This window comes from Syntrophotalea carbinolica DSM 2380 (genome assembly GCF_000012885.1).
GTDB lineage: Bacteria > Desulfobacterota > Desulfuromonadia > Desulfuromonadales > Syntrophotaleaceae > Syntrophotalea > Syntrophotalea carbinolica.
The window spans coordinates 3,488,526-3,515,274 of record NC_007498.2; the positions used below are offsets into that span (position 1 = coordinate 3,488,526).

At 58.8% G+C, this 26,749-nt stretch carries 25 protein-coding genes; 13 read left to right on the plus strand and 12 right to left on the minus strand.

Annotated features, from left to right (window positions below; genetic code table 11):
- Nucleotides 1-198: 198 nt before the first annotated feature.
- Nucleotides 199-1,446 carry a threonine ammonia-lyase gene (gene ilvA / locus PCAR_RS16105; RefSeq protein ID WP_011342766.1) on the plus strand — a complete coding sequence of 416 codons (1,248 nt, stop codon included), beginning with the start codon at nucleotides 199-201 and terminating at the stop codon, nucleotides 1,444-1,446.
- Here the strand turns inward: ilvA and PCAR_RS16110 are convergent.
- The 6 genes from PCAR_RS16110 to PCAR_RS18705 all read right to left on the minus strand — a co-directional run bounded on the left by PCAR_RS16110 (nucleotide 1,443) and on the right by PCAR_RS18705 (nucleotide 6,562).
- Nucleotides 1,443-2,093: a TIGR04282 family arsenosugar biosynthesis glycosyltransferase gene (locus PCAR_RS16110; protein ID WP_011342767.1), complete on the minus strand. Its 651-nt coding sequence runs from the start codon at nucleotides 2,091-2,093 to the stop codon at nucleotides 1,443-1,445. The genes ilvA and PCAR_RS16110 overlap by 4 nt on opposite strands.
- Nucleotides 2,090-2,899, minus strand: a complete 810-nt coding sequence (gene folE2 / locus PCAR_RS16115) for a GTP cyclohydrolase FolE2 (protein ID WP_011342768.1) — start codon at nucleotides 2,897-2,899, stop codon at nucleotides 2,090-2,092. Before folE2 ends, PCAR_RS16110 begins: the two co-directional genes overlap by 4 nt.
- The gene (queC, locus tag PCAR_RS16120; RefSeq protein ID WP_011342769.1) at nucleotides 2,896-3,588 is read right to left on the minus strand and encodes a 7-cyano-7-deazaguanine synthase QueC; all 693 of its coding nucleotides are present in this window, start codon (nucleotides 3,586-3,588) and stop codon (nucleotides 2,896-2,898) included. The genes folE2 and queC overlap by 4 nt, the downstream gene beginning before the upstream one ends.
- A gap of 54 nt (nucleotides 3,589-3,642) precedes the next feature.
- Nucleotides 3,643-5,094: a pyruvate kinase gene (gene pyk / locus PCAR_RS16125; protein ID WP_011342770.1), complete on the minus strand. Its 1,452-nt coding sequence runs from the start codon at nucleotides 5,092-5,094 to the stop codon at nucleotides 3,643-3,645.
- 90 nt (nucleotides 5,095-5,184) lie between these two features.
- Nucleotides 5,185-5,505 (minus strand): hypothetical protein, encoded by a 321-nt coding sequence (locus tag PCAR_RS16130; protein WP_011342771.1) that lies wholly within the window; start codon nucleotides 5,503-5,505, stop codon nucleotides 5,185-5,187.
- A gap of 829 nt (nucleotides 5,506-6,334) precedes the next feature.
- Nucleotides 6,335-6,562, minus strand: coding sequence for a hypothetical protein (locus PCAR_RS18705; protein ID WP_148204371.1), 228 nt, complete (start codon nucleotides 6,560-6,562; stop codon nucleotides 6,335-6,337).
- Between the two features lie 59 nt (nucleotides 6,563-6,621).
- Here PCAR_RS18705 and PCAR_RS16135 point away from each other — a divergent pair, with 59 nt between their 5' ends.
- Nucleotides 6,622-7,116 (plus strand): AmiS/UreI family transporter, encoded by a 495-nt coding sequence (locus PCAR_RS16135; RefSeq protein ID WP_011342774.1) that lies wholly within the window; start codon nucleotides 6,622-6,624, stop codon nucleotides 7,114-7,116.
- A 103-nt stretch (nucleotides 7,117-7,219) separates the two neighbouring features.
- Here the strand turns inward: PCAR_RS16135 and PCAR_RS16140 are convergent, their stop codons facing one another.
- Both PCAR_RS16140 and PCAR_RS18515 read right to left on the minus strand, forming a co-directional pair.
- On the minus strand, nucleotides 7,220-8,209 hold the full coding sequence (locus PCAR_RS16140) for a beta-ketoacyl-ACP synthase III (RefSeq protein WP_011342775.1): 990 nt from the start codon (nucleotides 8,207-8,209) through the stop codon (nucleotides 7,220-7,222).
- A 370-nt stretch (nucleotides 8,210-8,579) separates the two neighbouring features.
- Entirely contained in the window at nucleotides 8,580-11,000 is a 2,421-nt protein-coding gene (locus PCAR_RS18515) for a mechanosensitive ion channel domain-containing protein (protein WP_011342776.1), read from the minus strand.
- A gap of 174 nt (nucleotides 11,001-11,174) precedes the next feature.
- Between PCAR_RS18515 and atpD the strand changes: the two genes are divergently transcribed.
- Genes atpD through PCAR_RS16190 form a run of 9 tightly spaced genes read left to right on the plus strand, consistent with a single transcriptional unit; the run spans nucleotide 11,175 to nucleotide 17,900 of the window.
- Entirely contained in the window at nucleotides 11,175-12,599 is a 1,425-nt protein-coding gene (gene atpD, locus PCAR_RS16150; protein ID WP_011342777.1) for a F0F1 ATP synthase subunit beta, read from the plus strand.
- Complete coding sequence (locus tag PCAR_RS16155; RefSeq protein WP_011342778.1) at nucleotides 12,596-12,976, plus strand: F0F1 ATP synthase subunit epsilon; 381 nt, start codon at nucleotides 12,596-12,598, stop codon at nucleotides 12,974-12,976. The genes atpD and PCAR_RS16155 overlap by 4 nt, the downstream gene beginning before the upstream one ends.
- On the plus strand, nucleotides 12,973-13,341 hold the full coding sequence (locus tag PCAR_RS16160; protein WP_011342779.1) for an AtpZ/AtpI family protein: 369 nt from the start codon (nucleotides 12,973-12,975) through the stop codon (nucleotides 13,339-13,341). Before PCAR_RS16155 ends, PCAR_RS16160 begins: the two co-directional genes overlap by 4 nt.
- A complete protein-coding gene (locus tag PCAR_RS16165; RefSeq protein ID WP_011342780.1) occupies nucleotides 13,328-13,609 on the plus strand; it encodes an ATP synthase subunit I in 282 nt (93 codons plus the stop codon). Before PCAR_RS16160 ends, PCAR_RS16165 begins: the two co-directional genes overlap by 14 nt.
- A 2-nt stretch (nucleotides 13,610-13,611) precedes the next feature.
- The gene (locus tag PCAR_RS16170; RefSeq protein ID WP_011342781.1) at nucleotides 13,612-14,331 is read left to right on the plus strand and encodes a F0F1 ATP synthase subunit A; all 720 of its coding nucleotides are present in this window, start codon (nucleotides 13,612-13,614) and stop codon (nucleotides 14,329-14,331) included.
- 56 nt (nucleotides 14,332-14,387) lie between these two features.
- Complete coding sequence (locus tag PCAR_RS16175; protein ID WP_011342782.1) at nucleotides 14,388-14,672, plus strand: F0F1 ATP synthase subunit C; 285 nt, start codon at nucleotides 14,388-14,390, stop codon at nucleotides 14,670-14,672.
- Nucleotides 14,673-14,675: 3 nt separating this feature from the next.
- Nucleotides 14,676-15,455: an ATP synthase subunit b 2 gene (locus PCAR_RS16180; RefSeq protein WP_011342783.1), complete on the plus strand. Its 780-nt coding sequence runs from the start codon at nucleotides 14,676-14,678 to the stop codon at nucleotides 15,453-15,455.
- Nucleotides 15,452-17,020, plus strand: coding sequence for an alternate F1F0 ATPase, F1 subunit alpha (locus PCAR_RS16185; protein ID WP_011342784.1), 1,569 nt, complete (start codon nucleotides 15,452-15,454; stop codon nucleotides 17,018-17,020). Before PCAR_RS16180 ends, PCAR_RS16185 begins: the two co-directional genes overlap by 4 nt.
- The gene (locus tag PCAR_RS16190; protein WP_011342785.1) at nucleotides 16,992-17,900 is read left to right on the plus strand and encodes a F0F1 ATP synthase subunit gamma; all 909 of its coding nucleotides are present in this window, start codon (nucleotides 16,992-16,994) and stop codon (nucleotides 17,898-17,900) included. The genes PCAR_RS16185 and PCAR_RS16190 overlap by 29 nt, the downstream gene beginning before the upstream one ends.
- Here PCAR_RS16190 and PCAR_RS16195 read toward each other — a convergent pair.
- On the minus strand, nucleotides 17,893-18,201 hold the full coding sequence (locus tag PCAR_RS16195; RefSeq protein ID WP_011342786.1) for a ferritin family protein: 309 nt from the start codon (nucleotides 18,199-18,201) through the stop codon (nucleotides 17,893-17,895). The genes PCAR_RS16190 and PCAR_RS16195 overlap by 8 nt on opposite strands.
- Before the next feature lie 159 nt (nucleotides 18,202-18,360).
- On the opposite strand from PCAR_RS16195, the gene PCAR_RS16200 reads away from it, so the two are divergent.
- Both PCAR_RS16200 and PCAR_RS16205 read left to right on the plus strand, forming a co-directional pair.
- Complete coding sequence (locus PCAR_RS16200) at nucleotides 18,361-19,527, plus strand: radical SAM protein (RefSeq protein WP_011342787.1); 1,167 nt, start codon at nucleotides 18,361-18,363, stop codon at nucleotides 19,525-19,527.
- A gap of 58 nt (nucleotides 19,528-19,585) precedes the next feature.
- Nucleotides 19,586-20,122, plus strand: a complete 537-nt coding sequence (locus PCAR_RS16205) for a methylated-DNA--[protein]-cysteine S-methyltransferase (protein WP_011342788.1) — start codon at nucleotides 19,586-19,588, stop codon at nucleotides 20,120-20,122.
- Here PCAR_RS16205 and PCAR_RS16210 read toward each other — a convergent pair.
- The 3 genes from PCAR_RS16210 to PCAR_RS16220 are packed head-to-tail and all read right to left on the minus strand — an operon-like array spanning nucleotide 20,103 to nucleotide 26,735.
- On the minus strand, nucleotides 20,103-23,180 hold the full coding sequence (locus tag PCAR_RS16210; protein WP_011342789.1) for an efflux RND transporter permease subunit: 3,078 nt from the start codon (nucleotides 23,178-23,180) through the stop codon (nucleotides 20,103-20,105). The genes PCAR_RS16205 and PCAR_RS16210 overlap by 20 nt on opposite strands.
- A complete protein-coding gene (locus PCAR_RS16215) occupies nucleotides 23,177-24,280 on the minus strand; it encodes an efflux RND transporter periplasmic adaptor subunit (protein WP_011342790.1) in 1,104 nt (367 codons plus the stop codon). Before PCAR_RS16215 ends, PCAR_RS16210 begins: the two co-directional genes overlap by 4 nt.
- Nucleotides 24,281-24,284: 4 nt before the next feature.
- On the minus strand, nucleotides 24,285-26,735 hold the full coding sequence (locus PCAR_RS16220; protein ID WP_011342791.1) for a TolC family protein: 2,451 nt from the start codon (nucleotides 26,733-26,735) through the stop codon (nucleotides 24,285-24,287).
- Nucleotides 26,736-26,749 lie beyond the last annotated feature (14 nt).

Consider the following 26,749-nt stretch of genomic DNA (forward strand, 5'->3'; position numbering starts at 1 on the left):
AACGCGTAGATTATTCCTGAACCTCTCAACCAAGTCAACTGGCATCACCGCAATGCCCGGTGTGCATATCCGCGGACTTGTAGCATCCTTCAGGGAAGGTATGCTTAACTCGAACCGTTCATGAAAATGCGTGTTGAAGCCACCAGATCGGCGACACATCCTCATCAACCCTCCGATTTTTCAAGCAAGGAGGATGCCATGCTTTCACTGACGCAGATAAGGGCCGCGGCGGATGCGCTGCAAGGACAGTTTCGTCGCACGGAACTGATCCACTCCCACTTTTTTTCCGAACAGATCGGCTTGCCGCTCTATTTCAAGTGTGAAAACCTGCAAAGATCCGGGTCGTTCAAGGTGCGTGGCGCCTTTCATTTCATGGCCCGCCAACCGGCGCAGCGTCTTGCCGCAGGGGTGGTCACCGCTTCGGCCGGCAACCATGCACAAGGGGTGGCTCTTTCCGCGGCCCGACTCGGAGTGGCCGCCACGGTGGTAATGCCGGAAAACACCCCGTTGGCCAAGATGCAGGCCACGCGTGGATACGGTGCCGAGGTGGTATTGCACGGCACGGTATTCGACGATGCCCAGGAGGAAGCGCTACGTCTGCAACACACCCACGACCTGCTTTATGTACCGCCTTTTGACCATCCTCTGATCATGGCGGGACAAGGGACCATCGGTCTGGAGATTATCGAAGACCTGCCCGATGTCGACACCCTATTGGCACCCGTCGGCGGCGGCGGTCTGATTTCGGAGGTGGCGACCGCCATTAAAGCGCTGCGGCCCACCGTGCGGGTCATCGGGGTGGAGGCCGCAGCAGCGCCAGCCGCCTTGTTATCACGCCGCCAGGGCCACATTGTCGGTCTGTCCGGAGCCCACTCCCTGGCCGACGGTATTGCGCTCAAGCGCATCGGCGAGCAGACCTTTCCGGTTATCGAGGCATTGGTCGATGAACTTGTGACGGTCAACGAAGAACAGATCGCCCAGGCCATTGTGGCGCTGATGGAAAAAACCCGACTGGTGGTGGAGGGTGCCGGTGCCGTGGGACTGGCCGCCTTGCTGCACGCGGCCCGGCCGCTGGCGCGCGGCCGCACGGTCTGTCTGTTGTCCGGGGGCAACATCGATGTACAGACCATCGCCCAGGTGGTCGATCGCGGCCTGGTGGCGGCCGGTCGCTATCTCAAGATCCGGATTGAACTCAACGATGCCCCAGGTGCATTGGGACGGCTGGCATTGTTGTTGGGCGAATGCCGTGCGAATATCTACCATGTCAGTCACGACCGCCATCGCCTCGGCATTCCCCTGGGCCGGGCCGAGGTCAACTTGGAGCTGGAAACGCGCGGTTCGGAACATGTGCGGGAAATTCTGGCTGCCCTCGCAGGGGCGGATTACAAGGTGGTAGCTCTGGATGCCGAAATCGTGCCCGGCCAGGAACCCGGTACGGGCTGCTAGCGATGCGGATCGCCTAGCAGTTGAGCCGCCAGACGGGCCGTGACACTTTGGGGAGAGCGCCGCACGAGTTGTCGCAGGCTGACGACATCATCCACGTCGTACCACCCGGAAAGCTCAAGGCAGGACAGCTGCAACTCGACCATGCGCTTGCGGGTAGCCGCCAGGACTTCTCCGGTGCTCCAGGGAATTCGCTCAAACAGCCCCGGCACCGGTCGCCGCAAGCCGACAAGGACATAGCCGCCGTCGTCTGCCGGCGCCAGAACCGCATCGTGATGCGTCAATCCCGCAAAAGCCTGCCGGATGAGCGAAACAGGCAGATCGGGGCTGTCGGAACCGATGATCACAACCTGCTGCGCGCCGCCGGCAAAGCGGGAAGCGAACGCCTGTGCCAGCCGTTCGCCAAGATCGGCACCGATCTGTTCCGCCAGCGGCACATCGGCGAACGTATCCTTGAAAAAGCGGCGTTGCCCCTGAAAAAACAGCACCGTGCTCCAGTCGCCCCGGGTTGCCAGATGAACGGTTTCCTTCAGACAGCAACGGTACAGTTCAGCGGCCTGGTCCAAGGTCAACGGCGGGCACAGCCGGGTTTTGACCCGGCCGGGCTGCGGTTGTTTGGCAAAAATCCCCAGGACCGATGCGTTGGTCATGGCGCAGGGGCTGGCTCTGCGTCTTCGGTCCGTGGCGGAAACTCGACCATGGCATAGGCCGAATGGTTGTGGATCGACTCGAAATTTTCGCATTCGACCCGAAACCAGGTGATTTCGGGAGCCGATTTGAGTTTGAGGGTAACGGCCCGCACGATGTCTTCGACAAACATGGGATTGTCGTAAGCCTGTTCGGTTACGGCCTTTTCATCCTCCCGTTTGAGCAATGCGTAAACCGGCGCACTGCCGCATTCTTCGATCCAGCTGATGAGATCCTCGATCCAGATGAATTTACTCATGCGCACTTCCACCTTCACCGCGCTGCGCTGATTGTGGGCGCCGCGCTCGCTGATTTCTCGCGAGCAGGGGCACAGGGCGGTCAGCGGCACTTCCACTCCCAACACGAAATCCTTTTGCTTGTCGAGGGTGCCACGCAAGCGGCAGCGATACTCCATAAGGCTGCGCGCCTTGGAGACCGGCGCCTGTTTTTCGATGAAATAGGGAAAATCCATTTTCAGATGGGCACAGGACGCATCCAGGCGGTTTTTCATTTCCTGCAGCAGTTCGCCCATGTTGCGCATGGTGATTTCGCCGCGATACTGGTTGAGGATCTCGACGAAGCGGCTCATGTGGGTGCCCTTGAAGTGATGGGGCAGATCGACATACATGTTGATGCGGGCCACGGTGTGCTGCTGGTCCTTGTTTTTATCCATGACCACGATGGGATAGCGGATATCCTTGACCCCGACTTTGTCGATGGCGATGTTTCGGGTATCTCGCTCCATCTGCATATCGCGCATGCGGTTCATCGCTGCACCTCCCTGGCGTAAGCGGCGGGATCGGAGATACCGGCTTCGGCAAAACCTTTGAGACGCAACTGGCACGAATCGCAAAGGCCGCAGGCCAGCCCTTCCGGAGTGGGATCGTAACACGAATGGGTCAGGGAGTAATCGACGCCCAACTCCAGGCCGCGTTTGATGATCTGCGCCTTGGTCAGATGCAAAAGCGGCGCATGCACCCGGTATTGTCCCTGCCCCTCGACGCCGGCCTTGGTAGCGAGATTGGCCAATTGTTCGAAGGCGCTGATGAACTCCGGACGACAGTCCGGGTAGCCGGAATAGTCGAGGGCATTGACGCCGATGAAAATGTCGAAGGAGCCCAGCACCTCCGCCCAGCCCAGGGCAAAGGACAGAAAGATGGTATTGCGGGCAGGCACATAGGTCACCGGGATGGCATCGTCGATTTCACGACCCTTGGGTACTTCCTCATCGGAGGTCAGGGCGCTGCCGCCGATGCGGCGCAGATCGAAATCGATAACCATGTGATCGGCAGCCCCGACCTGCGGCGCGTAGAGCCGCGCCTTTTCCAGTTCCACCGTATGGCGTTGACCGTAATGGAAGCTCAGGGCATAAGGCGTAAAACCGGCGGCCCGGGCTTCGGCCAGACAGGTGGTCGAATCGAGGCCACCGCTGTAAAGAACGACTGCTTTTTTACTCATGGATGTATCCCTTATTCATTAACAGAACTGTTCAGGATCGCCGCTGTGCGGCGATCAATTGATCTCGTAAAACCTGCCGGTGCCCAGACGGTGCACTTTCATCAGGTTGGTGGTGCCGTAGGCAGCCACCGGACTGCCCATGGTAATGACAACGATATCCCCTTTTTGCAGAACCCCTGCAGCCAGCACTGCCTCCTCCACGGAATGGATCTGCGCCTCCGTATCGCCGGCAAAGTCGACCTGAATCGACTGCACTCCGGAAAAAAGAGCCAGCCGGCGCCTTACTTCACGCGAGGGCGTCACGGCATAAATGGGGATTTCCGGCCGAAAACGCGACACCAGTGCCGCCGTCGAACCGGTCTGGGTAAACGCCAGGATGGCGGTCGCGCCAATATGCACAGCCGTCCGGCAGGCGGCTTCGCCGATGGCATCGGATAGTTTTCGCGGCCCTTGCTGATGGGCGGGAAAACTGTAAAACAGTTGCCGCTTGAGCAAGGCGTCGCCTTCCACGCTGCGTGCCACCCGATCCATCAGTTCAACCGCTTCCACCGGAAACCTGCCGGCCGCGGTTTCTCCCGACAGCATAACGGCATCGGTGCCGTCGAGAATGGCGTTGGCGACATCGGAGGTTTCAGCCCGTGTGGGACGCGGGTTGTGAATCATGCTTTCCAGCATCTGGGTGGCGGTTATCACCGGTTTGCCGGCCTCATGACAACGTCGGATAATGTTTTTCTGGATCAGCGGCACCCTTTCCGGGCTGATTTCCACGCCCAGATCCCCCCGCGCCACCATGATGGCGTCGGACTCCTCCAGGATGGCGTCGAAATTCTCCACGGCCTGGGGCTTTTCAATTTTGGCAATGACCGGGATGTTGCTGTTGTGCTTCTGCAGCAAGGCTTTAAGTTGCCTTACGTCGTCGGCCCGCCGCACAAACGACAGCGCCAGATAATCCAACCCCTGACGCACGGCAAAGCCGGCATCTTCCAGGTCTTTTTCGGTCAATGAAGGCACCGACAGGGCCGCGCCGGGCAGATTGACGCCCTTGCGGTCTTTGAGGGTACCGCCTGTCACAACGCGGCAATGCACGGCCTGTGCTTCCCTGGTCAGGACCTCGAGTTCCAACAGTCCGTCGTCGAGCAGGATTCGATCACCCACGGCGACGTCTTCGGCCAGCTTGGCATAACTCACGGGGATGCGCGTCGCATCGCCTTCGATCGCTTCGGATGTCAACGTTACGGTGCCGCCGGTGTCCAGTTGCACGGCACCGTTTGTGAGGCATCCAACGCGAATTTTAGGCCCCTGCAGGTCACCGAGAATCGCCACCGGAACCCGATGCTGCCTGGCCAATTCGCGAATGGACTCGACGATCCCGGCTTTGTGCTGCTGGTCGCCATGGGAAAAATTCAAGCGAAAAAGATTGGCGCCCGCCAACAGTAACCGCTCGATGCCTTCGCGCGAGTCGCAGGCCGGGCCGATAGTGGCAATGATTTTGGTATGGCGGAACATGGCGCGTCCCTCCCTGGCCGGTAACTGACTGGGATACTTTTGAAACGAAAGAACCCTGACTTGAGTAGCCAGGGTCCCCAAAGGCGCGGGTCAGTGATGGTAACGGCCCAGACGTTCCGCATGGGCCCGACTGGGGCCTTTGTGGCAACGGAAGCAGGGTTCTCCCTCGACTTTTTGCTGTTGAATGGGAGCTATATCGGGAGGCAGTACCGAAGTCTCTTTCAGCCAGGGTTCGCGGCCGGATTCGTCGGCCAGGGTAACGGCGGTGCCTCGGACTGCCCAGTTGGCGCTGATTTTAACGCTGTGGCATTGATCGCAACCTCCCGGAGGGGGAATAGCTTTCCATGCGCCCATCATGGCGCAACCACAAATAACCGCAGCCGGCAACAGCATCCAAAGGCATTTTTTCATGTGGAAAACCATCCTCTCTCGGGGGCATCTCAAGTACAGCAACTATAACATAGCCTCGTATCAAGGCCAATGCGAAATAGCAATGCTTCGAACCGCATTGTAAAGCGAAGTCCCCCTCTTCAACGAAACGTTTCGATCCTGAGAAACACGGCAAAACCAAGTGGCGAACCTCAGACCCGTGTCTGTCGGCAAGACTTGGCGGGTCTATGGCGTTAAGCCTTTGCACCGCTGCTCCGATTCAGGCTCTGCACCGTAGTGCCCATGCAAAAACGAACGCCCGCATAGAACACCGACAGCACGTAACAAACAATTGAACCGGGTTTTTAGCGGATGGCAGCACCGAACTGTTTTAGCCATGCTTGCCTGACGTACCGTCGGCATGCACGCCAGCGGATACTGGAAAGAAAAATCGTAGCATAACCGGCCCTGACGAGACAAAACGGAACACTGTGCTATTATGTATCGGGCTGCAAGCAAAAAGACAACATCACTCCTTGCCGCCTAGCATCGCCCCCCCTTTTTTTGCGACACACTAAGTGACACTATGTGCCAAGATAGCGCCGCGAGCCACACTATGGCTCGGAACCCTAAAAGAAAAAAACCGCGGAACAAACCGCAAGAAACGCATTTTCGCACCTTGTCCGACCTCCCGCGGCCACTCATTTATGGCATCAATTTTGCGTTAAATTAAAACGTTGGTTTATTTTTCAAGATTGACCATGCCCTACTTCTTTGCAAGACCATCTATGGAAGGAGATTGACGAACAATCCTGGCACCTTACGCTATGCATAATTTAAAAAAGGTGTTGTATCGGCCTTTTTGCCTGATTCAGAGAAAAAAATCATTGTCATGGCGTCTGCCGCCGAACGAGGCCGCATCCACATGTTTCGCTGCGCTCAGGGCAGGAGCATCTATTTCGTTTGCCGACGGCTGTTCCCGCTGCATCGGGAAGACGGTAACGGAAGAAGCGATCTTGAAGACTTGTGCGGTTTCGCAATCGGGCGTTTCGCAGGGTGTGGCGCGACACGCTACCGGGCAACTGTCGGCTGCAGACATTTTCGCAAGACCCGAGCTGGCTAAAAGAGGATTTTTACACTTCAAAGGAGGAGTACACGATGACCCTTGCCATTCTGATTGCTATTTCACTGATGTGGGTACCGGTGGCCCTGTTGTTTCTCGGCTACGGTGAAGCCAAAGGAACCGGCGCCATTACGGCATTTGTAGGGGCCTGTGTTGTTGTCAGCGCTTTTGTACTTTGTATCCAGGGCGATGCTTTTACCGCGGGCCTGCTGTTTGCTCACGGCTTGCTGTACTGCGTTGTCGCCTTTGCCCTGCTTGCCGGTTTGGAAAGCATGGCTTCCGTCGGTAACGTCAGCCTGACCGTTGCCATCATATCCTTTATCTACATGATCATGTTCTACACGGTCAAAGGCAGCGGCTACTTTGCCTTTGCCTGCGCCGGCTACACGATTCTCACCCTTGAGGTCTGGCTCAACGCTTACGGCAAATTCTCCGCCAAACTGCTGGCCTGGTCCCTGATCATCTGGGCTGCGATCGGTCTCTATTATCCGGCTTTTATGCTGCTGGCGGGCAAGGCTTTGCCGTTCTGACAGTCGCCTGATGTCCTATAAAAAACCGGGAGCGTTTTACGCTCCCGGTTTTTTTGTATGATCGAAAAAGACCCATGCCGCAAGGCCGGGTTGAGCAAAAAACTTACAGCCGAACGATGCTGGATCCCCAGGTGAAACCGGCGCCGAAGGTGACAAGCCCGACCATGTCGCCCTCACCGATACGTCCGTTGCGGCGCGCTTCGTCCAAAGCGATGGGAATGGAAGCGGCGGAGGTATTGCCGTAGCGATCGACATTTACATAGCCCTGCCCTTCGGTCAGTTTCAGGCGTTTGGCCAGAGCTTCAATGATGCGCAGGTTGGCCTGATGGGAAATGACCAGGTCCAGATCCTCAATAGCCACCCCCGCAGCTTTAAGCGATTTTTTCATGGAGCGGCTCATGCACACCACCGCATGCCGAAAGACTTCGCGCCCTTCCATGCGCAGGGTATGCAGCTTGTCGCGCGCATTTTCGGGAGTGGGCGGGTTGATGGAACCGCAGCCCGGATTGTAGAGCAGCTTGCTGTGATTGCCGTCGGCACCGATCTGGGTGGTGAGAATGCCGCGATCCTGCTGCGAAGGCCCCAGCACCACGGCTCCCGCGCCGTCGCCGAACAGTACGCAGGTATTGCGATCTTCCCAGTTGACCATGGAAGTAAGAACCTCGCCGCCGATGAGCAGGATGTTTCGATGGGTTCCGGTACGGATCAGGCTATCCGCCAGTTGCATGCCGTAAAGAAACCCGGAGCATGCGGCGCTGATATCAAAGGCTGCTGCATTCTCCGCGCCGAGCAGAGTCTGCACGAAACAGGCCGTGGCAGGGAACTTCATATCGCCGGTGACCGTGGCGAGAATGATCAGGTCGATATCGGTGACGGCCAGACCGGCATCTTCAATGGCTTGCTTACCGGCAGCGGCGGCCAGAGACGAAAGGGGCGTCCCCGGTTCGACAATATGTCGGGTACGGATGCCGGAGCGTTCAACAATCCATGCGTCGTTGGTATCGACCATCTTTTCCAGGTCGGCATTGGTCAGGATTTTCTCGGGAATAGAGCGGCCGGTACCGAGGATCATGGCGCGCGTGCTGTTGTCCATACGGGTTTCCTCCTGATTTAGCAGTTGTCACATGGAAGCGGTTCTTTTCTTCGGCCAGCCATGACTTTCACCCTTGGGAAAGCCGCAGTCTGTCTCATGGTGTGGCTCCATGCAAAGGCCCCGCCCTGAAGACAATGAGCATGTTGGCGCGTGCGGATCGAGCAGTTCAGCCTCCTCATAAAGATACGCTCTCGGGGAGACTGTTTCATTTGCCCAGGCCCCTGTCGGATTTCCCGGTCCTTCGAGGTTCCGGGCGTGAGGCAGATCATCCTCTTTAATCTGAAAGGCATCCGGGGTTCAACCTGGGCCGGGCAACCCCTTCCGGAAGTTAATTGTTTTCAAAATAACATGTTTGCCCTAGCGGCTCAAGTTATTGCACCGGGGGCTTGCCGATGGCGGACGGATCCCATTTCCCAAGGATATGATCGTCCACCGAACGCAGATGAAGATCGCGCTGCGGGAAGGGAATTTCAACGTCTTCTTCGCGAAAGCGGCGGTCAATGTATAACAGCAGATCATTTTTGATAATCAGGCGTTCAGAAACAGATGTGGCCCATACGCGCAGCTCGAAATCGAGGGAACTGTCTCCAAAGGCGGTAAAGATGGCGGATGCCGGCGGTGTATCCAGCACTTTGGGATGTGCCTTGGCCGCTTCGTGGAGGATGCGTAAAACCTTTTCCAAATTGCTGCCGTAGGCCACGCCGACCGGTACCACGATGCGGCTCTGTTCACTGGAAAGAGTCCAGTTGGTAACCTTTTCGGAGACAAGGTTGGAGTTCGGCACGATGACTTCGGATTGATCGAAGGTTTCGACGGTGGTGGAACGCAAGCCGATTTTGCGGACCGTGCCCCATTCGTTGTCCAGAACAATCATGTCGCCAATTTTTATCGGGCGTTCGAACAGCAGTATCAGACCGCTGACAAAGTTATTGACGATATTCTGAAGTCCGAAACCGATACCGATACCGAGGGCGCCGGCCAGTACCGCGAAGTTTTTCAGCTCGATGCCGGCCAGGCTCAGCGCCATCAGGACACCGAAAGCCAGAATCGCATAGTGCAGCAGTTTGTTGATGGAATCCCGTACACCGCGATCCATCTGCCGACGCGGAAACACCTCTTCTTCCAGCAAGCTGCGCAACAACCAGGATACCAGAAAAGTGAGATACAGGGCCGCCAGACCAATCAGCAGCATCTGCACGGAAACGGTTTTGTCGCCGAAGGCGACTCCGGCCGATACGATCGCATGCCAGGCTTCGCCCACACTGTCGAACAGGCGCCATACCACCATCAGGTAAAGGGCGGCATAGGTGATGACAACGATCGGCACCAGATGCCAGATGCGTTTTTGCAACTCCTGACCATGCCGCAGGAAAAACCGCTGCCTGTGAAAGACATCGAGTTTCGCCAGTGTCAGCATTCCGGTGTGCAGCAGATGCAAAACCAGGGCTGTGAGCAAACCGACGAAAACGGTTTTGAGACCGGCGTGCAGAAGATGTTCGGCCAGGTTCCCATACCCTCCTGCCTGGGCGATGAAAATGCCGCCGAACAGGGCCATGCCCGCCATCAACAGGCGCCTGAAGAAACGCTGCGGGTAGGGTTCAGTACGCAGCGAATGCACCATGGCCCAGCGCAGCAAAACCAGGCCGGCCAAGCCTAATCCAGCCAGATACAGAGAATAAAAAGGTGCGGGCAAGGCCAGCGATTGTACCGCCAGGGACAGGATGTAGACATAAGCCAGCAACCGTATAACCCGGCGCTGCAGCGGTTGAGAAAAAAGCCCCACGATCAGTGGTAACGCCGACAGCACACCCACAGCGGTAAGCAGCACCACTATCCCGGAAGGGGCATGCCTGTAGAGGGGGCCCAGCACGACGGTCGAAATAAACACACCGGTAGACAAAGGATGACACAAAGAAAAATGACGCACGGATTTTTCTTCGCAGCGCTTGCCCCGCGAACGTATCAGCCCGGCCAGGATAAAAATCAGTAAAACATGCAACACGACTAGGCCAGCGTGGTTGCTCCAGAACAAGCTGTTGAATAAATTCATTCGGGTAAAAGTGGCACCAACGGATGCAAACAGGCCGGGATCGAGCTGCCGGTAAAACTCGGCATTGAAAAAGGACGGTTGATTTCTTGCCAGCAATTGCCCTTTGCGCGAAGCGAGGATTTGTTCGATCTGCCCGATCTGTTCCGAGAGAGGACTCTGCAGGCTGCTGACTTCCTGTTGCAAGGCAACCAATTGGGGATCGCTACGATCCAGCAGGTCAAGAGCTTGCTCGATCATTTGCCGGGCCTGTTTAAAAACTTCGGGTGGCGCCAGGGGGCTGTCCGTCGGCAATGCCGCCTGCCATTGGCGCCAGAAACTTTCCTCGTCCTGCCAGGTTTTCCGCAGACCCTCAATTTCGGTCAGGCGTTTGAAAATTTCATCGAGCAGCTGCGCCGTTTTATCCTTGTGCGCCAGCAGGGTGGTCCGCGCCTGAAGCAACTGATCCAGAGGCCATTCCTGAGGATACCCCAGCGCCGCCTGACGCTTCGACCAATTGTCCTGCCAGAGTCTCAGCTCGGCAAGCGCCTGATTGGAGGACGCCAGGCCGGTCAGTTGACCGAGGCGGGTTTCAAGCGCGGCACGGTCTTCCGTCAGTTTTGTCAGACGCGGATAAACCTCCGCGACTCCGGGCAACAGTGCCGGATCTTCAGCCGCCACGTCGACCGGGGTCGATTCGGCCCAAAGGGGCGCAGGCATGGCAAAGCCCCATAAAACTGCACAACAAATCAACAGACGTTTCATGCAACACCTCAAAAGTCAGAGTGTTCCGGATTTTGAATGAGATAATTCTAGCATTTACCCGTTGGTTTGCCACCCATTTAAAACCACCGATGATCGGTTTGACGAAGAGAGCGAGACGACCGGCAAAAGTCTGGTAGAATTCTCTTATGTTTCAATCTACCGGGGAAACCGTTTATGAAACGACAGGCTGATCGTTCAGGAACCGTGGTGGCAGTGCGCGGCGGCATTGTCGACGCCCGCTTTGATGGGGAGATGCCGGCGCTGCACTCCCTGCTGCTGGCCGGAGCACAGGACGAGATCGTGGTGGAGGTCATGCTGCATCTCGACGGCGGCCATGTGCGCGGCAATGCCTTGACACCGACCCAGGGGCTGGCTTGCGGAGATACCATCAAGGACAGTGGGGCGCCCCTGCAGGCACCGGTCGGGCAGGCAATCCTGGGGCGGGTGTTCAATGTCTTCGGTCAGCCCATCGACAGGCGTGAGCCGCCCGACGGGTGTCGTTGGCGCTCGGTTCTGACCAAGCCGGCCGGCCTGACGGAACGGTCGTCCAAAACCGAAATGTTCATCACCGGCATCAAGGCCATCGATGTGCTGGCACCGCTGGAACGGGGCGGCAAAGCCGGTCTTTTCGGTGGCGCCGGGGTCGGCAAGACCGTGCTGATTACCGAACTGATCCACAACATGGTCGGACAGCACGAAGGGGTGTCCCTGTTTTGCGGCATCGGCGAACGCTGCCGCGAAGGAGAGGAATTATTCCGTGAGATGCGGGAGGCCGGGGTACTCGACAATACGGTGATGGTGTTCGGCCAGATGAACGAACCGCCCGGAGCGCGGTTCCGGGTGGGCCTGACCGCCTTGACCATGGCGGAATATTTCCGTGACGACCAGGGTCGCGATGTACTGTTGTTGATCGACAATATCTTTCGCTTTATCCAGGCCGGCATGGAAATCTCCGGCCTGTTGGGTCTGATGCCGTCACGACTCGGCTATCAACCGACAATGGGCACCGAGCTGGCCGAATTGCAGGAGCGGATTTCAAGTACCCGGCACGCCGCGATCACCTCGATTCAAGCCGTGTATGTACCGGCCGATGATTTTACCGACCCGGCAGCGGTACACACCTTCTCGCACCTGTCGGCTTCCATCGTGCTGTCGCGCCGGCGCGCCAGCGAGGGGCTCTATCCGGCCATCGATCCCCTGGCGTCAACCTCCAACATACTCAATCCCCGCATTGTCGGCGAACGCCATTACCGTCTGGCGCAGGAGATCCGCCGCACCCTGGCAACCTACGAAGAGCTTAAGGACATTATCGCCATGCTCGGGCTGGAGGAACTGTCGCGGGAAGATCGGCGCATTGTCTTCCGGGCAAGACGCCTGGAGCGTTTTTTGACCCAGCCTTTTCACACCACCCAACAGTTTACCGGCATGCAGGGTCGCACGGTGGCCCTCGATGCGGCGCTAAATGGCTGTGAGGCTATTCTCAACGACGAATTTTCCGAAGCCCCGGAAAAAATCCTCTACATGATCGGCGGCCTTGAAGAAGCACGCCAGCGGTTGCGCGAGGAGGAAACGGCTGGACATGGAGAGGAGCCGCCATGAGGCTAAGGGTCCAGACGCCGGCGGAGCGGATCCTCGATTGCCCCGTAACCAAAGTGGTGGCCGAAGGTTTGAACGGTTCGTTCTGCCTGCGGCCACGGCACGTCGATCTGGTATCGGCGGTGGTGCCGGGCCTGTTCTATTACGAAACGGCAGAGGGCCAAGGGCACTACATCGCCCTCGATCGTGGTTTGCTGGTGAAACGCGAGACGCTGGTGTCGGTGTCGGTGCGCAATGCCGTTGCAGCCGGGGAGCTGGAGGATTTGCTCGAAGTCGTACAGCTGCGCTTCAAGGCCCTGGATGAGCAGGAACGGGTGGTTCGCAGTGCCGTGGCGCGTCTGGAATCCGACTTTTTACGGCGCTTTATGGAGCTATCATGACCGAAGATAAAGACAAACCCCGACGCTCCGGACAACAATCGCGCGAGGATCTGCGCCGTTTGCTGGCCGCCAAGCAGGAGCGCAAACTGCGGGCCATTGGACAACGTGACCGCAACGCCTGGTTCGGCCTCGGCATGTTCGGCCTGGTCGGCTGGTCGGTCGCCATCCCGGCCGTGGCGCTTACCGCCCTTGGCGTATGGATAGACGCCCGGCATGCCGGCCCCTATTCCTGGACGCTGATGCTGTTGGTCATTGGCGTCGGTCTCGGTTGCGTCAATGCCTGGTTCTGGATCAGCCGCGAGCGCAAGGAGATCGAGACGCAGCGCCACGAACCGCCGAAGGAGGATTTACATGATACCGACTGAACTCGGTCGCATGGCCCTGGCGCTGCTCACGGGGCTGTTGTTGGGGGCGGGATATTTCGGCGGACTCTACCTGACGGTGAAATCCCTGAAGCGCTGCGCTTCGCCACGACTGTTGCTGACAGCCAGCTTCCTGATTCGACTGCTGGTGGTGCTGGGTGTTTTCTATCTCCTGTCCGATTGGGGAGCGCTGGTCATGCTGACAGCCATGGGCGGATTTCTCATCGCGCGACTGGGTTGGCTTCGATCGCGATATGGGCGGGGAGCGTAGCTATGGAAATCACACCCGACATCTTCATCTATTGGCAATGGCATGATTTCAAAATCAATGCCACCATCGCCATCACCTGGCTCAACATGCTGCTGTTGGTTCTGGGCGCCTGGTCGGTAACCCGCAAGCTTTCCGACGGGGGCAGCCTGTCCCGTTGGCAGAATCTTCTCGAGGTACTGGTTTCCGGCATGGAAGAACAGATTCACGATATGGGTCTGGCGCCGCCCCGTGAATTCCTGCCGTTTCTCGGCAGCCTGTTTCTGTTCGTGCTGTTCTCCAACATCCTGTCGGTGATTCCCGGTTACGTGGCACCCACCGGATCGCTGTCAACCACCACCGCACTGGCCGTCTGCGTGTTCCTGTCTGTGCCGCTGTGGGGCATACAACGACGCGGGTTGAGCGGCTACCTGCGGATGTACATCAAACCATCGGTGTTTATGCTGCCGTTTAACGTCATGGGCGAAGTTTCCCGCACTCTGGCCCTGGCGGTGCGTCTGTTCGGCAATGTCATGAGCGGCAGCATGATCGCCGGTATTCTGTTGTCCATTGCGCCCCTTTTCTTTCCGGTGTTGATGCAGCTTCTCGGCCTCATCACCGGAGTTATCCAGGCTTACATCTTTGCGGTGCTGGCGGCGGTCTATATTGCCGCGGCAGCACAGATGGAGCAACAGCGAGAAGCGAAGGCCGAAGTCCAGGGCCCAAGTTCCAATACCCAAGGTTAATGGTGAAAATTTCCCTGAACCTGAATAGCTTGCACGTCAAGAAAGGAGCTTTTTATATGGATTATCTGGCATGGGTCGCCGTCGCATCGATCTTGTCGGCGGGGCTCTGTATAGGCATCGGCGCCATCGGCCCGGCCCTCGGTGAAGGGCGCGCCCTGGCTCAGGCGTTGGCGGCTCTGGCACAGCAACCGGATGAAGCCAACACCATTACCCGCACCTTGTTTGTCGGGCTGGCCATGGTCGAATCCACGGCGATTTACTGTTTCGTGGTCTCCATGATTCTGATTTTCGCCAATCCGTTCTGGCGTTTTTTCCTGGTCAGAGCGGGAGAAGGGGGCTGACCCGTGCTCATCGATTGGTTCACCGTATCTGCTCAAGCGATCAATTTCCTGATTCTGGTGGCTTTGCTCAAGCGGTTTTTATACGGCCCTGTTCTGCGCGCCATGGATCGTCGCGAAGAGCGCCTGGCCAGTTGCTTTGCCGAGGCCGAAAACAAGAGGCTCGAAGCACAGCAGCTCGAAGAGAACTACCGCAGCCTGTTGCAGGAGTTGGAGGAGGCGCGGGGGGTCAAGTTGCGCCAGGTGGAAGAGGAAATCGAAGACCAACGCCACAAGTTGCTCGCCGCGGCCAGACAGGAAGCGGCCGAAATACAGAGTGCCTGGGCGGCGTCCATCCGGGACGAACGGTCCTCTTTTTTCACCGAGCTTAAAAAACGGGTGGGCAGCGAGATGCTGAATATCGCCCGTAAATCCCTCGGCGATCTGGCCAATATCGAACTGGAACAGCTGATGGTGGAGCGTTTCAACGAGCGTTTGGCGCAGCTCGACCGCAATGAGCAGCAACAGGTCGCCCTTGCAGCCTCTGAGCGCGGCGTCTTGGTGCGCAGTCCTTTTACCCTACCGCCGGAGCTGCGTGACCGCCTGACCCAAGGGGTGCGGCAGGCATTGGGTGAGGAAATCGACATGCAGTACCAGGACCGGGCCGACATGCCCCTCGGCATCGAATTAACGGTTGGCGGGTTGAAACTGTCCTGGGGCGTTGACAGTTACTTTGAACAATTGGAACGGGATGTCGCCACACTCTACGATGCTCAGGCCGCAACCGTTTCCGAGGGAAGCCCATGAAAGACACACTTCCATCCGCAACACAGGTACTCAAAGAGGCTTTCGATACCCTCGATTCGGCACTGGAAAATTTCTCGCCTGTGTTGGCGGTGCAGCATGTGGGATGGGTGGAGTATATCGGCAAGGGGATCGCGCGAGTTGGCGGACTGCCCGGGGTGCGCTGCGAGGAATTGCTGGCGTTTCCCGGCGGCCTGCTCGGCCTGGCGCTGGATGCCGATGAAGACCAGGTGGGGGTTGTGCTGTTTGGCGATTATACGCACCTGCAGGCCGGAGACGAGGTGCGACGTACCGGTCGGGTCCTGGATGTACCGGTCGGTGACGGGCTGATCGGACGGGTGGTGAATCCGGTCGGGCGCTGTCTGGACGGCGGCAAACCCGTGGCCTTCCAGAGGCAGCTTCCGGTGGAACGCCCCGCACCGCCCATCATGGACCGCCTGCCGGTTACCCAACCGTTGATGACCGGCATCAAGGTCATCGATGCCCTGATTCCCATCGGCCGCGGACAGCGCGAACTTATCTTGGGCGACCGGCAGACCGGCAAGACCGCCATTGCGATCGATGCCATTATCAACCAGCGGGATCAGGATGTGGTGTGCATCTATTGCGCCATCGGACAGCGCGCGGCCAGTGTGGCCGGGGTCGTCACCGAGTTGCGCAATTGCGGGGCCCTCGATTATACCATTGTGGTGGTCGCCGAAGGCGATGCACCGCCGGGCCTGCAGTACATTGCCCCGTATGCCGCGACCAGCATGGCTGAGCATTTTATGGAACATGGCCGCGATGTCCTGATCGTGTACGACGACCTGACGCGCCATGCCCGGGCCTATCGCGAGATCTCCCTGCTGTTGCGCCGTCCGCCGGGGCGCGAGGCTTTCCCCGGCGACATCTTCTATGTCCACTCGCGGCTGCTGGAGCGGGCCACGCATCTCAACGAACCGCGTGGCGGCGGCAGCCTGACCGCTCTGCCCATCATCGAAACCGAGGCCCAGAATCTCTCGGCCTACATCCCGACCAACCTGATATCGATTACCGACGGACAGATCTATCTGTCTCCGGAGCTTTTTCAGAAGGGATTGCTGCCATCGGTCGATGTCGGAAAATCCGTTTCCCGTGTCGGCGGCAAGACCCAGTTGGCGGCGTATCGGGCCGTGGCAGGGGATCTGCGCCTGACCTATGCCCAGTTCGAAGAACTCGAGGCTTTTGCGCGCTTCGGTACGCGTCTCGATGAAGAGACCCGCCAGGTTCTGCACCGCGGCCGCAGGGTTCGGGCCATTCTCAAACAGACGCAATCCAGTCCGCGCACCGCACCTCAACAGGTGCTGGTGCTGCATAGCCTGAACAGCGGCGTGTTCGATACCGTGGATGAAGAGGCCCTGCCCGCAGCGGAACAGGCGATCTGTGCCGCGGTGAGCGAAATACCTGAAATCGTCGATAAGATTCTACAGGGCAAGACCCTGTCGCAGGAGGATCTGGATGTCATGCATACGGTCGCCAAGCGCGTTACGCGACCGTTTATCAAGCTCGGGGAGGAAGGTCATGCCGGCGCTGCAGGAGATGCAACGTAAAATAAAAAGTGCAGCGGATCTGCACATGGTGGTACGTACCATGAAGGCCCTGGCGGCGGTAAGCATCCGCCAATACGAGGATGCCGTACGCGCTCTCGACAGTTATTATGAAGCTGTGGAGTTGGGACTGCGCGCCGTACTGCGGGATCACCCCCTGGCCGGACGCAGCGCATCGAGCGGAGACACGGTGGCCCTGATTCTCGGATCCGACCAGGGCATGGCCGGCCGGTTCAACGAAGCCATGCTGGAATTTGCAGCCGGCTGGCTGCAGCGCGACGCCGAAATCAAGGGTTCACCGGAGTGCTGGGTGGCGGGTGAAAAGGTCGCTGGCGGGGTGGAAGAGCGTTTCGGCAAGATCGGAGAATTCTTCGCCCTGCCCACTTCGGTGCAGGGCATCACCGCCACCGTGCAGGAAGTGCTGATCCGCTTCGAGAAGCGCCGCAGCCAAGGCCAGTGCCGCTTGCTGCTGTTTCACAATCGGCCCTCGGCCGGAACCGGCTACGAGCAACAGTGCGTGTTGCTGCTCCCCCCCGATGAACACTGGTTTCGGCACATGGCAGGGCAAAAGTGGCCCGGGCGCTGTCTGCCGATGATCGCCGCAGGCTGGGAGCAGACTTTTCCCGCCCTCATCAGCGAATACCTTTTCGTTACTCTGTTTCGCGGTTTTGCAACCTCCCTCGCAGCGGAAAATGCCGCCCGGCTGGCGGCCATGCAACGTGCCGAAAAAAACATCGATGAACTCCAGGCCGACCTGCAATCCCGTTACCACACGCTGCGGCAGACAGTGATCACCGAAGAGCTGTTCGATATCATTTCGGGTTTTGAAGCCCTCGGCGGTGCGCAGCGCCGAGCCGGGCGCAAGGATGGCAAGATCACTTGAGTCCCATCTTCTCCATTATCTCCTCAACCTCTTCCGATCCTTCCTCATAAAGCTCTTCTTCATCCGGAGCCAGATGTTTAAGCAAACGTAAAAACTCCCCGGCATGTATCCGCTCCTCATCGGCGATATCTTTAAGGACCTCGATGGCCAGCTTGTCGTCCGTCGACTCGGCCAATTGCATGTAAAGCTGCACCGCTTCGTATTCGGCGGCGACCATGTAACGGATGGAGCGGATCAGTTCCTGCTTGGTCAACAGGCGGTTGCAGGCATTGCCGGCAAAGGGATTGGCGAATTCAGGCATGACGGTTTCCTTTCGATGGAAGTGGGATAAACGAAGAACCACTTATATGCTTGATAACGCATGGGGGAGGGATGTCAAGCCGGAGCATATAGAAATAGATGGTGAAACTAAACAGTGACCCGACCATACTGCCGGAGGTATGATGGGAAAGAGGTCATCATGGAAAATTCAACACCATCGAAATCACCGGACTGGCATTTCGAGCAGGGGCCTATCCGGCCACCGAGCGAAGCCCGAAGCCTGTTGTTGCGTATCAGCCGCAACTGCCCGTGGAATCGCTGTACCTTCTGCCCGGTCTATAAAGGACAAAAGTTTTCGCTTCGTTCGGTAGAGGATGTCTGCGCCGACATAGACGCTGTCGCCAGACATCTGCAGGTTTTACGCCGGCAATGCCAGGAAGGTGGATACGCGTCACAGGGCGTGTGGCAGTTGTTGCACGATCGTCTGCCGACACAGGAACAAGCACCGTTCCGCGCTGCTGCACACTGGCTGTCCGGCGGATTGCAATCGGTTTTTTTACAGGATGCCGACGGTCTGATTACCGGGCCGGCCAGGTTGACAGCGATTCTCCATCATCTGCGCAGCACCTTTCCCTGGCCGTTTCGCATTACCGCCTACACCCGCTCCAAAACGGTACTGCGCTTTCAGGTCGAAGAGCTGGTGGCTCTGCGCAAGGCTGGTCTGACACGGCTGCATATCGGACTGGAGTCGGGCTGCGACGAGGTATTGGAAAAAGTCTGCAAAGGAGCAACCCGCGACATTCACATCCGGGCCGGCCGGCGGATCAGACAAGCGGAACTCGAACTGTCCGAATATTTCATGCCGGGCCTTGGCGGCAGGGCTCTGTCGGAGCGCCATGCCCGCGATTCCGCAAGCGCCCTGAGTGCTATCAATCCCGACTTTATCCGGTTGCGTACCCTGGCCATTCCGGAGGGAATCCCTTTACATGACGACTGGCGCAGCGGCCGCTTCCAACTGTGCAGCAGCCTGGAAATCGCCCTCGAACTGCTGGTGTTTCTGGAAAATCTGGACGGTTTCACCGGCAAGTTGGCAAGCGATCACGCTCTGAACCTGTTCGAGGATTTGAACGGTACCCTGCCGGATGATATCCCCCGACTGGTAGGGATGTTGCGGGAGTTTATCGACCTACCCGACGAAAGGCGCTGCCTCTATCTGATCGGGCGCCGGGGCGGGGTATTGCGCGGACTGCAGGATCTGCAGGATTCCGGCAGAGAATCCGCTGCCGCGGCGCTCTGCGAAGAGTTGGGCGCCACGGTGGATAACGTCGAAGAAATCTGCCGGCTTCTGCTGCAACGTTTTATCTGATCGCCGGCGTTTTGGTACCGGCTCGGAGGAAATATACGTGAGGAGAGGATCGTTCGCCATGCTGCATACCTGCACCATCGATACGCCGTTGGGGATTATGACGGCGGCTGCCGACGACGGCAAACTTGCGATACTGAGGTTCTGCGGCCCCAAAGGCTTATTCACCGACACCGCAAACTGCGCGGAGCGCCCTGACAATCCCGTACTGGTCGCTTTACGAGCCTGGCTGGACGATTATTTCGACGGCAAAAGACCCCGCCCGAACCTGCCGCTGGAGCCGCGGGGAACCCCCTTTCAAAAAGCCGTATGGGAGATTTTGAAGCAGGTACCCTACGGTGCCACCATCACCTATGGCGAGGTCGCCAAAAAGCTCGCTGCAGCAAGGGGGCTGGCATCCATGTCGGCACAGGCTGTGGGTGGTGCGGCCGGACGCAATCCCATCGCCATTCTGATCCCGTGTCATCGGGTGATCGGCGCGGATGGCCGTCTTACCGGCTATGCCGGCGGACTGGATAAAAAGCAGGCTTTATTGCAGTTGGAAGGGGCCTCCTTTCATGAGCACCCCACTATCCGTTCTATCCCTGAACATCCTTGAAACTCACCCTGAAAAACAAGCTGTAAAGCAGTGGCACCACGCCGAGGGTCAGCACAGTGGCAAACAGCAGGCCGAAAATGATGGCGATAGCCATCGTCTCCCACAGCGGGCCGCCGCCAAGCCATAACGGCAGCAGGCCACCGACGGTGGTGCCGGTGGTCAGCAGAATCGGGCGCAGGCGGCGCATGCCCGATTCGAGGATGGCCTCGGCCGGCGGCAGACCGTTTTGCTCGATTTCGATCTGGATACGGTCAATCAGCACAATGGCGTTGTTTATGACGATCCCCGCCAGGGAGATCACACCCAGCAGCGTCATGAAGCCGAAATAACTGCCGGTCAGCAGTAGACCGACGGTGACGCCGATCATGCCCAGAGGAATGGTCAGCAGGATAATCAGGGGGCGGCGCAGAGAATTGAACTGTCCCACCAGCAGCAACACCACGATCAGACCGGTGAGGGGCAGGTTGACAGCGATCGACTCGTTGGCCTTACCGGAGGTCTCCAATTCCCCCCCCATTTCGTACTTGTATCCGAATGGCCACTTTTGCTGGGCTTTTTGCAGCCAGCTATCCATCTTCCGGGCAATGGCAATGGGGTTGCCGGTCTGATCCATACCCGCCTCGACAGTAACCGTGCGCCGACGGTCGCGACGCAGGATTTTGGCCGGCTGCCAGGCGATTTCGATATCGGCTACCTGCTTCAAAGGCACCGACTGGCCGGTGCGCTGAACATAAATATTGTGGGTTTCGAGCTTGCCGAAATCCTGCCGGTCGGCAGCTGTGGAGCGCAGCGTAACCGGAATAACTTCATCCTGCTCGCGGTATTCGGTGGTGGTGATACCGCTGAGAATGGTCTGCAACGACACCGCTACGTCACGACTGGTGAGGCCGGCCCGCAAGGCACGGGGCTGATTGACGCGCACCACCAGTTTTTTGGTGCGGGCGCCCCAGTCGTCGCCGATATTGACGATGCCGGACATGCCGGCGAGATGCTTCTTTACCTCGTCGGCGATGGCGAAAAGCTTATCGCTGTCTTTACCGGACAGGCGAATCTCCACCGGATTGTCGATGGGCGGACCGAGGTTGAGGGGCCTGATGCGCGGCGTCAGATCGGGGAAATGGCTTTGGCAAAAAGCTTCCAGCCGCGGCAGGGAGACCTCGAGATTGTGCCGCCGCGAGGTGCCGTTGATCAGCACGTAGGCGTACTCCGGGCTGGGCGGCTCCGGCTTGTAGGGGAGCATGAAGCGCGGCGCCCCTTCACCGATGAAGGCGACCCAGTCGGTGATGCCTTCACCGTCCGCCTTACGCACCAGTTCGGTGCGCATGAAATCCTCAATCTGCTGCACCACCGCCTCGGTACGTTTGAGCGGGGTGCCCATGGGCAGGCGTAATTCCGCGTAGAAAATAGCCTTCTCGTTGGCCGGGAAAAACGATTTGGGCACCAGTTGCATGGCGGCCATGGCGGCGATAAACACCACCACGATGGCGGCAATGCTCATCCAGGGGTGGCGCAGCAAGCCCAGCAGCACCCGGCGGTAGCTGCGGTAAAAGCGGGATTGAAAATTAACCGATCCGGCCTTGCTTTCGGGGTGCAGAAAATGGGTGCACAGCAGCGGCGTCATGGTCAGCGACAGCAGCCAGGAGCAGAGCAGGGTAATGGTGACCACCTTGAACAGCGGCGCGGTATATTCGCCGGTGGACGATTTGGCCAGAAAGATCGGCAAAAACGCGACGGCGGTGGTCAGTGACGAGGTCAGCAGCGGAATTTTCAGTTCCTGGGCGGAATCGATGGCGGCCTGCCGGGCCGGTTTGCCCTCGGCCATCTGCACCATGATCGATTCGCTCATGACAATGGCATTATCGACCAGCATGCCCAGAGCGATGATCAGTGAAGCCAGCGACATCTGGTCGATACCGATATTTAAAAAGCCCATCACCATCAGCGACATGATCATCGCCATCGGTATCAGACCGGCCACCACCAGGCCGGTGCGCAGGCCAAGAAACACCAGCATCATCACCAGCACGATGAGCATCGCCTGCAGCAGGTTGTTGACGAACTCGTTGACCTTGCGCTCCACGTGTTTCGGCTGGAACGCCACCAGGTCGAAATTGACACCGATGGGGTAGGCCTGCTGGAAACGGACCAGGGCCTGCTGAACTTCCTCGCCGAGCTTGAGGATATCCCCTCCCTCGCGCAGATGTATGGCCAGCGTCAAGGCCGGTTGGCCGGCGTAATGCACCTTGGCTTTGGGCGGATCGATGTAGCCGCGGTGAATCGCCACAAGGTCCTCCAGGAACACCACATCCTGACCGCCGGGAACATTGATCACGGTGCGCTTGAGGTCTTCGACCGAATCGAAATTGCCGGTCGGTTCCAGCACGATCTGCTCTTTATCGGTGAAAATCTCGCCGCCGGGGATGATGATATTGCGTGCCTCGAGGATACTTTTAAGCTGCAGGGGCGACAGTCCCAGTTCGGCCAGACGGGCATTGTTGTATTCCACAAAGATACGCTCTTGCTGCACCCCCTGGATGTCGACCTTGGCGATATCCTCGCTGAGCAACAACTCGTTGCGGCAGTCATCGGCAATGGTTTTAAGCTCGGCATAGCTGAAATCCTTGCCGGTAATCGCGATGAGAGTGCCGAAAATATCCCCGAACTCGTCATTGACGAAGGGTCCCACCACCTCCTCGGGCAGTTCGCCGGTAGCGCGCGCCACCTTGCGGCGCAAATTGTCCCAGATGGGCCGCATATTTTTGTAGCGCTCGAGGATGTTGACGAAAATAACCGAGACACCGGGTTTCGATTCGCTGTCGATGTAATCGATTTCCGGAATCTCCTGGATGATCTTTTCCAGTTTGTCGGTGACCAGTTGCTCAACCCGCTCGGGGCTGGCACCGGGAAAATAGGTCAGCACCTGGGCGGTGCGCACCACGAAACCGGGATCTTCGTCGCGGGGCAGGGATTTGAAGAAAAACAGCCCCGCCAGCGCCACAACCGCCAACGCCACGTAGGTGATGCGGGTTTTATCGAGAGCCGCCCGGGTGATATTCATGGAGCCTGCTCCTTTTCCTCCAGCAGTTTGACCGTCTGGCCATCGTGGATGAGAGCTACGCCTGCCGTGACAATACGATCGCCATTGTGCAGTCCCGCAAGTATCTCCAGCCCGTCAGCAGTCAATTCGCCCGGGCGTACCGGCTGCCTGCGAACCTGGCCCTGGCCCGCCGGACCGGGCTCAAGAATAAATACGAACCGGCCTTCGCGATCCTCCCCCACAGCTTCGGCGGGGACCACAAAACGGCGACCCTGCTCCCCAGCCTGACGGAAGCGAAAGGTTACCTCCGCAGCCATACCCGGACGGATGGCGCTGTTGTCGCGTGCCAGACGTACCGTCACCGGATAGGTTGTTGCGTAGGTGGTGGCGGCCACCCCAACCTCGGTGACCCGGCCGACAAAGCTTCGTTGCGGCAACGCATCGAACCGCACCGTAACCTCGCCGCCCTGTTCGATGTCGGCGATGAGACTTTCGGGGACGGCGACGCTGACTTCCGGCATGGCACCGGCGGTGAGTACCGCCACCACCTGGCCGGCCCCCACATTTTCTCCGGCTTCGACCGGTACGCTGGCAATGGCGCCGGCGGTCGGTGCGGTCAGGCGGGTATAGCGTATTTGCGACAGAGCTAATTCCAGTCGGGTCCGGCTGGCCTTTACGGCGGCATTCGCCGATTCGCTGCCGGCGCGGGCCGCATCCAGATCGTTGCGCGAGGCGTTGCGATTTTCGTATAAGGCACGCACGCGGGCATAGTTGGCCTCGGCATTACGTGCCTGGGCTCTGGCTTTGGCCAGGGCCGCCTCGGCCTCCTGTCTTTGCAGCGCGTAATCGGTGGCATCGAGCCGCGCAATGAGCTGTCCGGCGTTCACCTTGTCGCCGACCTGCACGGAGACCTGTTCGATAGCGCCGGGAATCCGAAACGACAGCCGGGATTCCTGACCGGCCTTGGCGATACCGGAAAAAGCGCGTTCGGTGTGCCCGCTATCGGCCTGCACCACCTGGGAACGCACCGGGCGCAAAGGCGGCGCCTGGGGGGGACCGTCGTCGCGACAGGCCGGAAGAAACAGCATCAGGAACAAAACAGCAAAAAATCGTACGGGCATGTGGCTACTCCGTGGCGGGAATCCGGTCATATTCCGCTGGCGAGGATTGCAGAAAAAGCTCAAGGCGTTGAAACCACTGTTCGCGCTGGCCGGCACTGAGGAAAAAATCGAACTGCCCCAGGGACCTTTGCACAGCCATCAAATCGAGAAGAAAATCATAAACCGCGTTAGCCGCGGATTGTTCGGCGATCAGCGAAGCGTTCTGGGCATCGAGCAATTCGAGGATGGAAACGACTCCGCGGGAATAGGCATCGGTGACCAATTCCAGGTTTTTGGCCGCGGCTTGCGCCCCTTCACGGGACAGGCGGATCCCGGCATGGGATGCGCGACTGTCCTGCAGTGCGGAACGGATGCGCTGTTCCAGGCGTGCGGAGAGCGCTTTGCGTTCCAATTCAAGCCGGTCGATCTGACGTTCGGCCTGGACCAATTCGGCCCAGCGGGATCCCCCGGCAAACAGCGGCAGGGAAAGTTTGAGGCCGACATGCCAGCTGGTATCATCGGCTTCCGGAATATCGACGGGAAGCAGGCCTTTGAACCGGTTAAAAGGTGAGTCGACCCCCTCGCCGTCTTCGCCAAGCAGTTGGGTGACACCTGCCTGCAAGGACAGATCGGGTACCCAGAAGGCACGACGGGCCGCGGTTCTGGCCCGTTGTTGGGCGGCAATGGCGGCGTCCAGACGCTTTATTTCCGGCGATGAGCGGAGGCCCTGTTCGACCATAAAGTCACGGAAGCGGGCAAACGCCGCGGGGGTAGCCAACTGCGCGAACAGGCGCGGGTCGCTGGCAATCAGGACCGGATCGTCCAACCCCTGATCCGCCGTGGCAAAGGCCTCTTCCAGGGGGCGGTGCAGCGTGCGGTTCAGAGCGATTTCGGTTTGAGTCCGGGCAACGTCAGCGTCGATCAGGGCACGACGGTCGCGGGCCAGTTGATTTTCCCACCGGTAGACTTCGGCCGGACTGGAGAAGCCGACTTCCCGTCGCATGCGCGCCAGGTCGAGATTGGAGCGCGTCACCCGCAGGTTGTTTTTTTGAACCGTTTGCAGGGTCTTGGCGCGCAACACATTGAGGTAGCCGCTAGCGGCTTCCTGAATGACATCCAGGCGCAGTTGCCGCCACTCCTCCTGGCGGCCTGCCTGTTGATGCCGCTGAATCTCGAAATTGGCCCAGGCCGGTTCCGAGTAAAGCGATTGTTGCAATTCCAAAGATGCGCTCAAACTGCGTTCGGCCTGAGTGCCGAAACTGGCTGCGGCACGGTCGTCATCAATCATCAGGCCGGTGGCCGACAGACCCAGCTGCGGCAGCAGATTGGCGCGGGCCTTGCGGATATCCTCCAGGCCGGCGGCTACCTTGCGATCGGCCGCGGCCAGATCCAGGTTTACCGCAACGGCTTCCCTGACCACCGACTCCAGAGACCAGCGTCGCGCTGCGCCCCTCGGTTCGGCATAGAGTTGCTCGGCCTCGATCAACGCATCCCACGTCGGTGAGAACCCGATAGCCCGGGCCGTTGCCATGTTGACGGTCAATCGTTCGTCCCTGTTGATGGTCGCCGGAAGATCGGCGGCATCTTCGCCCAGCAGGATACGCTGGAGGTTAAGGGCCGTGCGGCGCGCCAGACGGGAAAAGTCGGTCGCCGGTGCGCTGCCTGCCAGCACCCCTTGCTGGACCTCTTCATATCCCAGATAGGAGTAGCTTGGCAGTTTGCGCTCGATGAGCGTCCCGACCAGCTTCCGAAACTCAGGGGCGGAGAGCAGCAAAGGTGTGATATAGACGGCGTCCGTAGTGACCGGCAGCGCCGCCAGGGCGGGTGCAACGCGACCCTCCAGGGGGATCACCGTCAGCTCGATACCGTCTGCGGCAAGTTTTTTTTCCAGCGTTTGGGCTATTTCGGGAATTGCTTCGTGATAGGGACGATAGCTGAGGATGGTCAGATGGCGAAACGGAACCAGTTCCTGGAAAAGCTGCAGGTCGCGCAACAGAGAGGTTGCCGGTGCGATGTAGGTGAAATTGTGCACTCCGCTGCTGCCGTTGCTGGCCGGCAACCGTTGGGCCGATCGATCCGTCGTCAAGAGAGCCAGCCCCGGTTTCGGCAGCGGGCCGCGACGCGCCAGGTCCTGCCCTGCCAGCATACCGATGGCAAGCACGATATCCACCTGGGGATCGCTCAATAATCGATCGATACAGCGATGAACAGCGAGCGGCGTCCAGTCCGCGGTCAGGTTTGCCCGTTCGGGGAACTGAATCGAGAACTCATGCCCCAGCAGATCATTAATTTCTTCGTGAAACAAACGCAGGATCCCGGCGTTACCCTCCCAGGGGCCATCCATAACCACCCCGATGCGTACCGGCGGCGAGGCGGCGGCAAAAGGGACGGGCAGCAGAATCAACAGACCGCATAGCAAGCCGAAAAATCGGCAACGGATCGAGGTGTTGAAAGGGTAGGAGCCATACTTCGCCATGGGCAATGATCCTT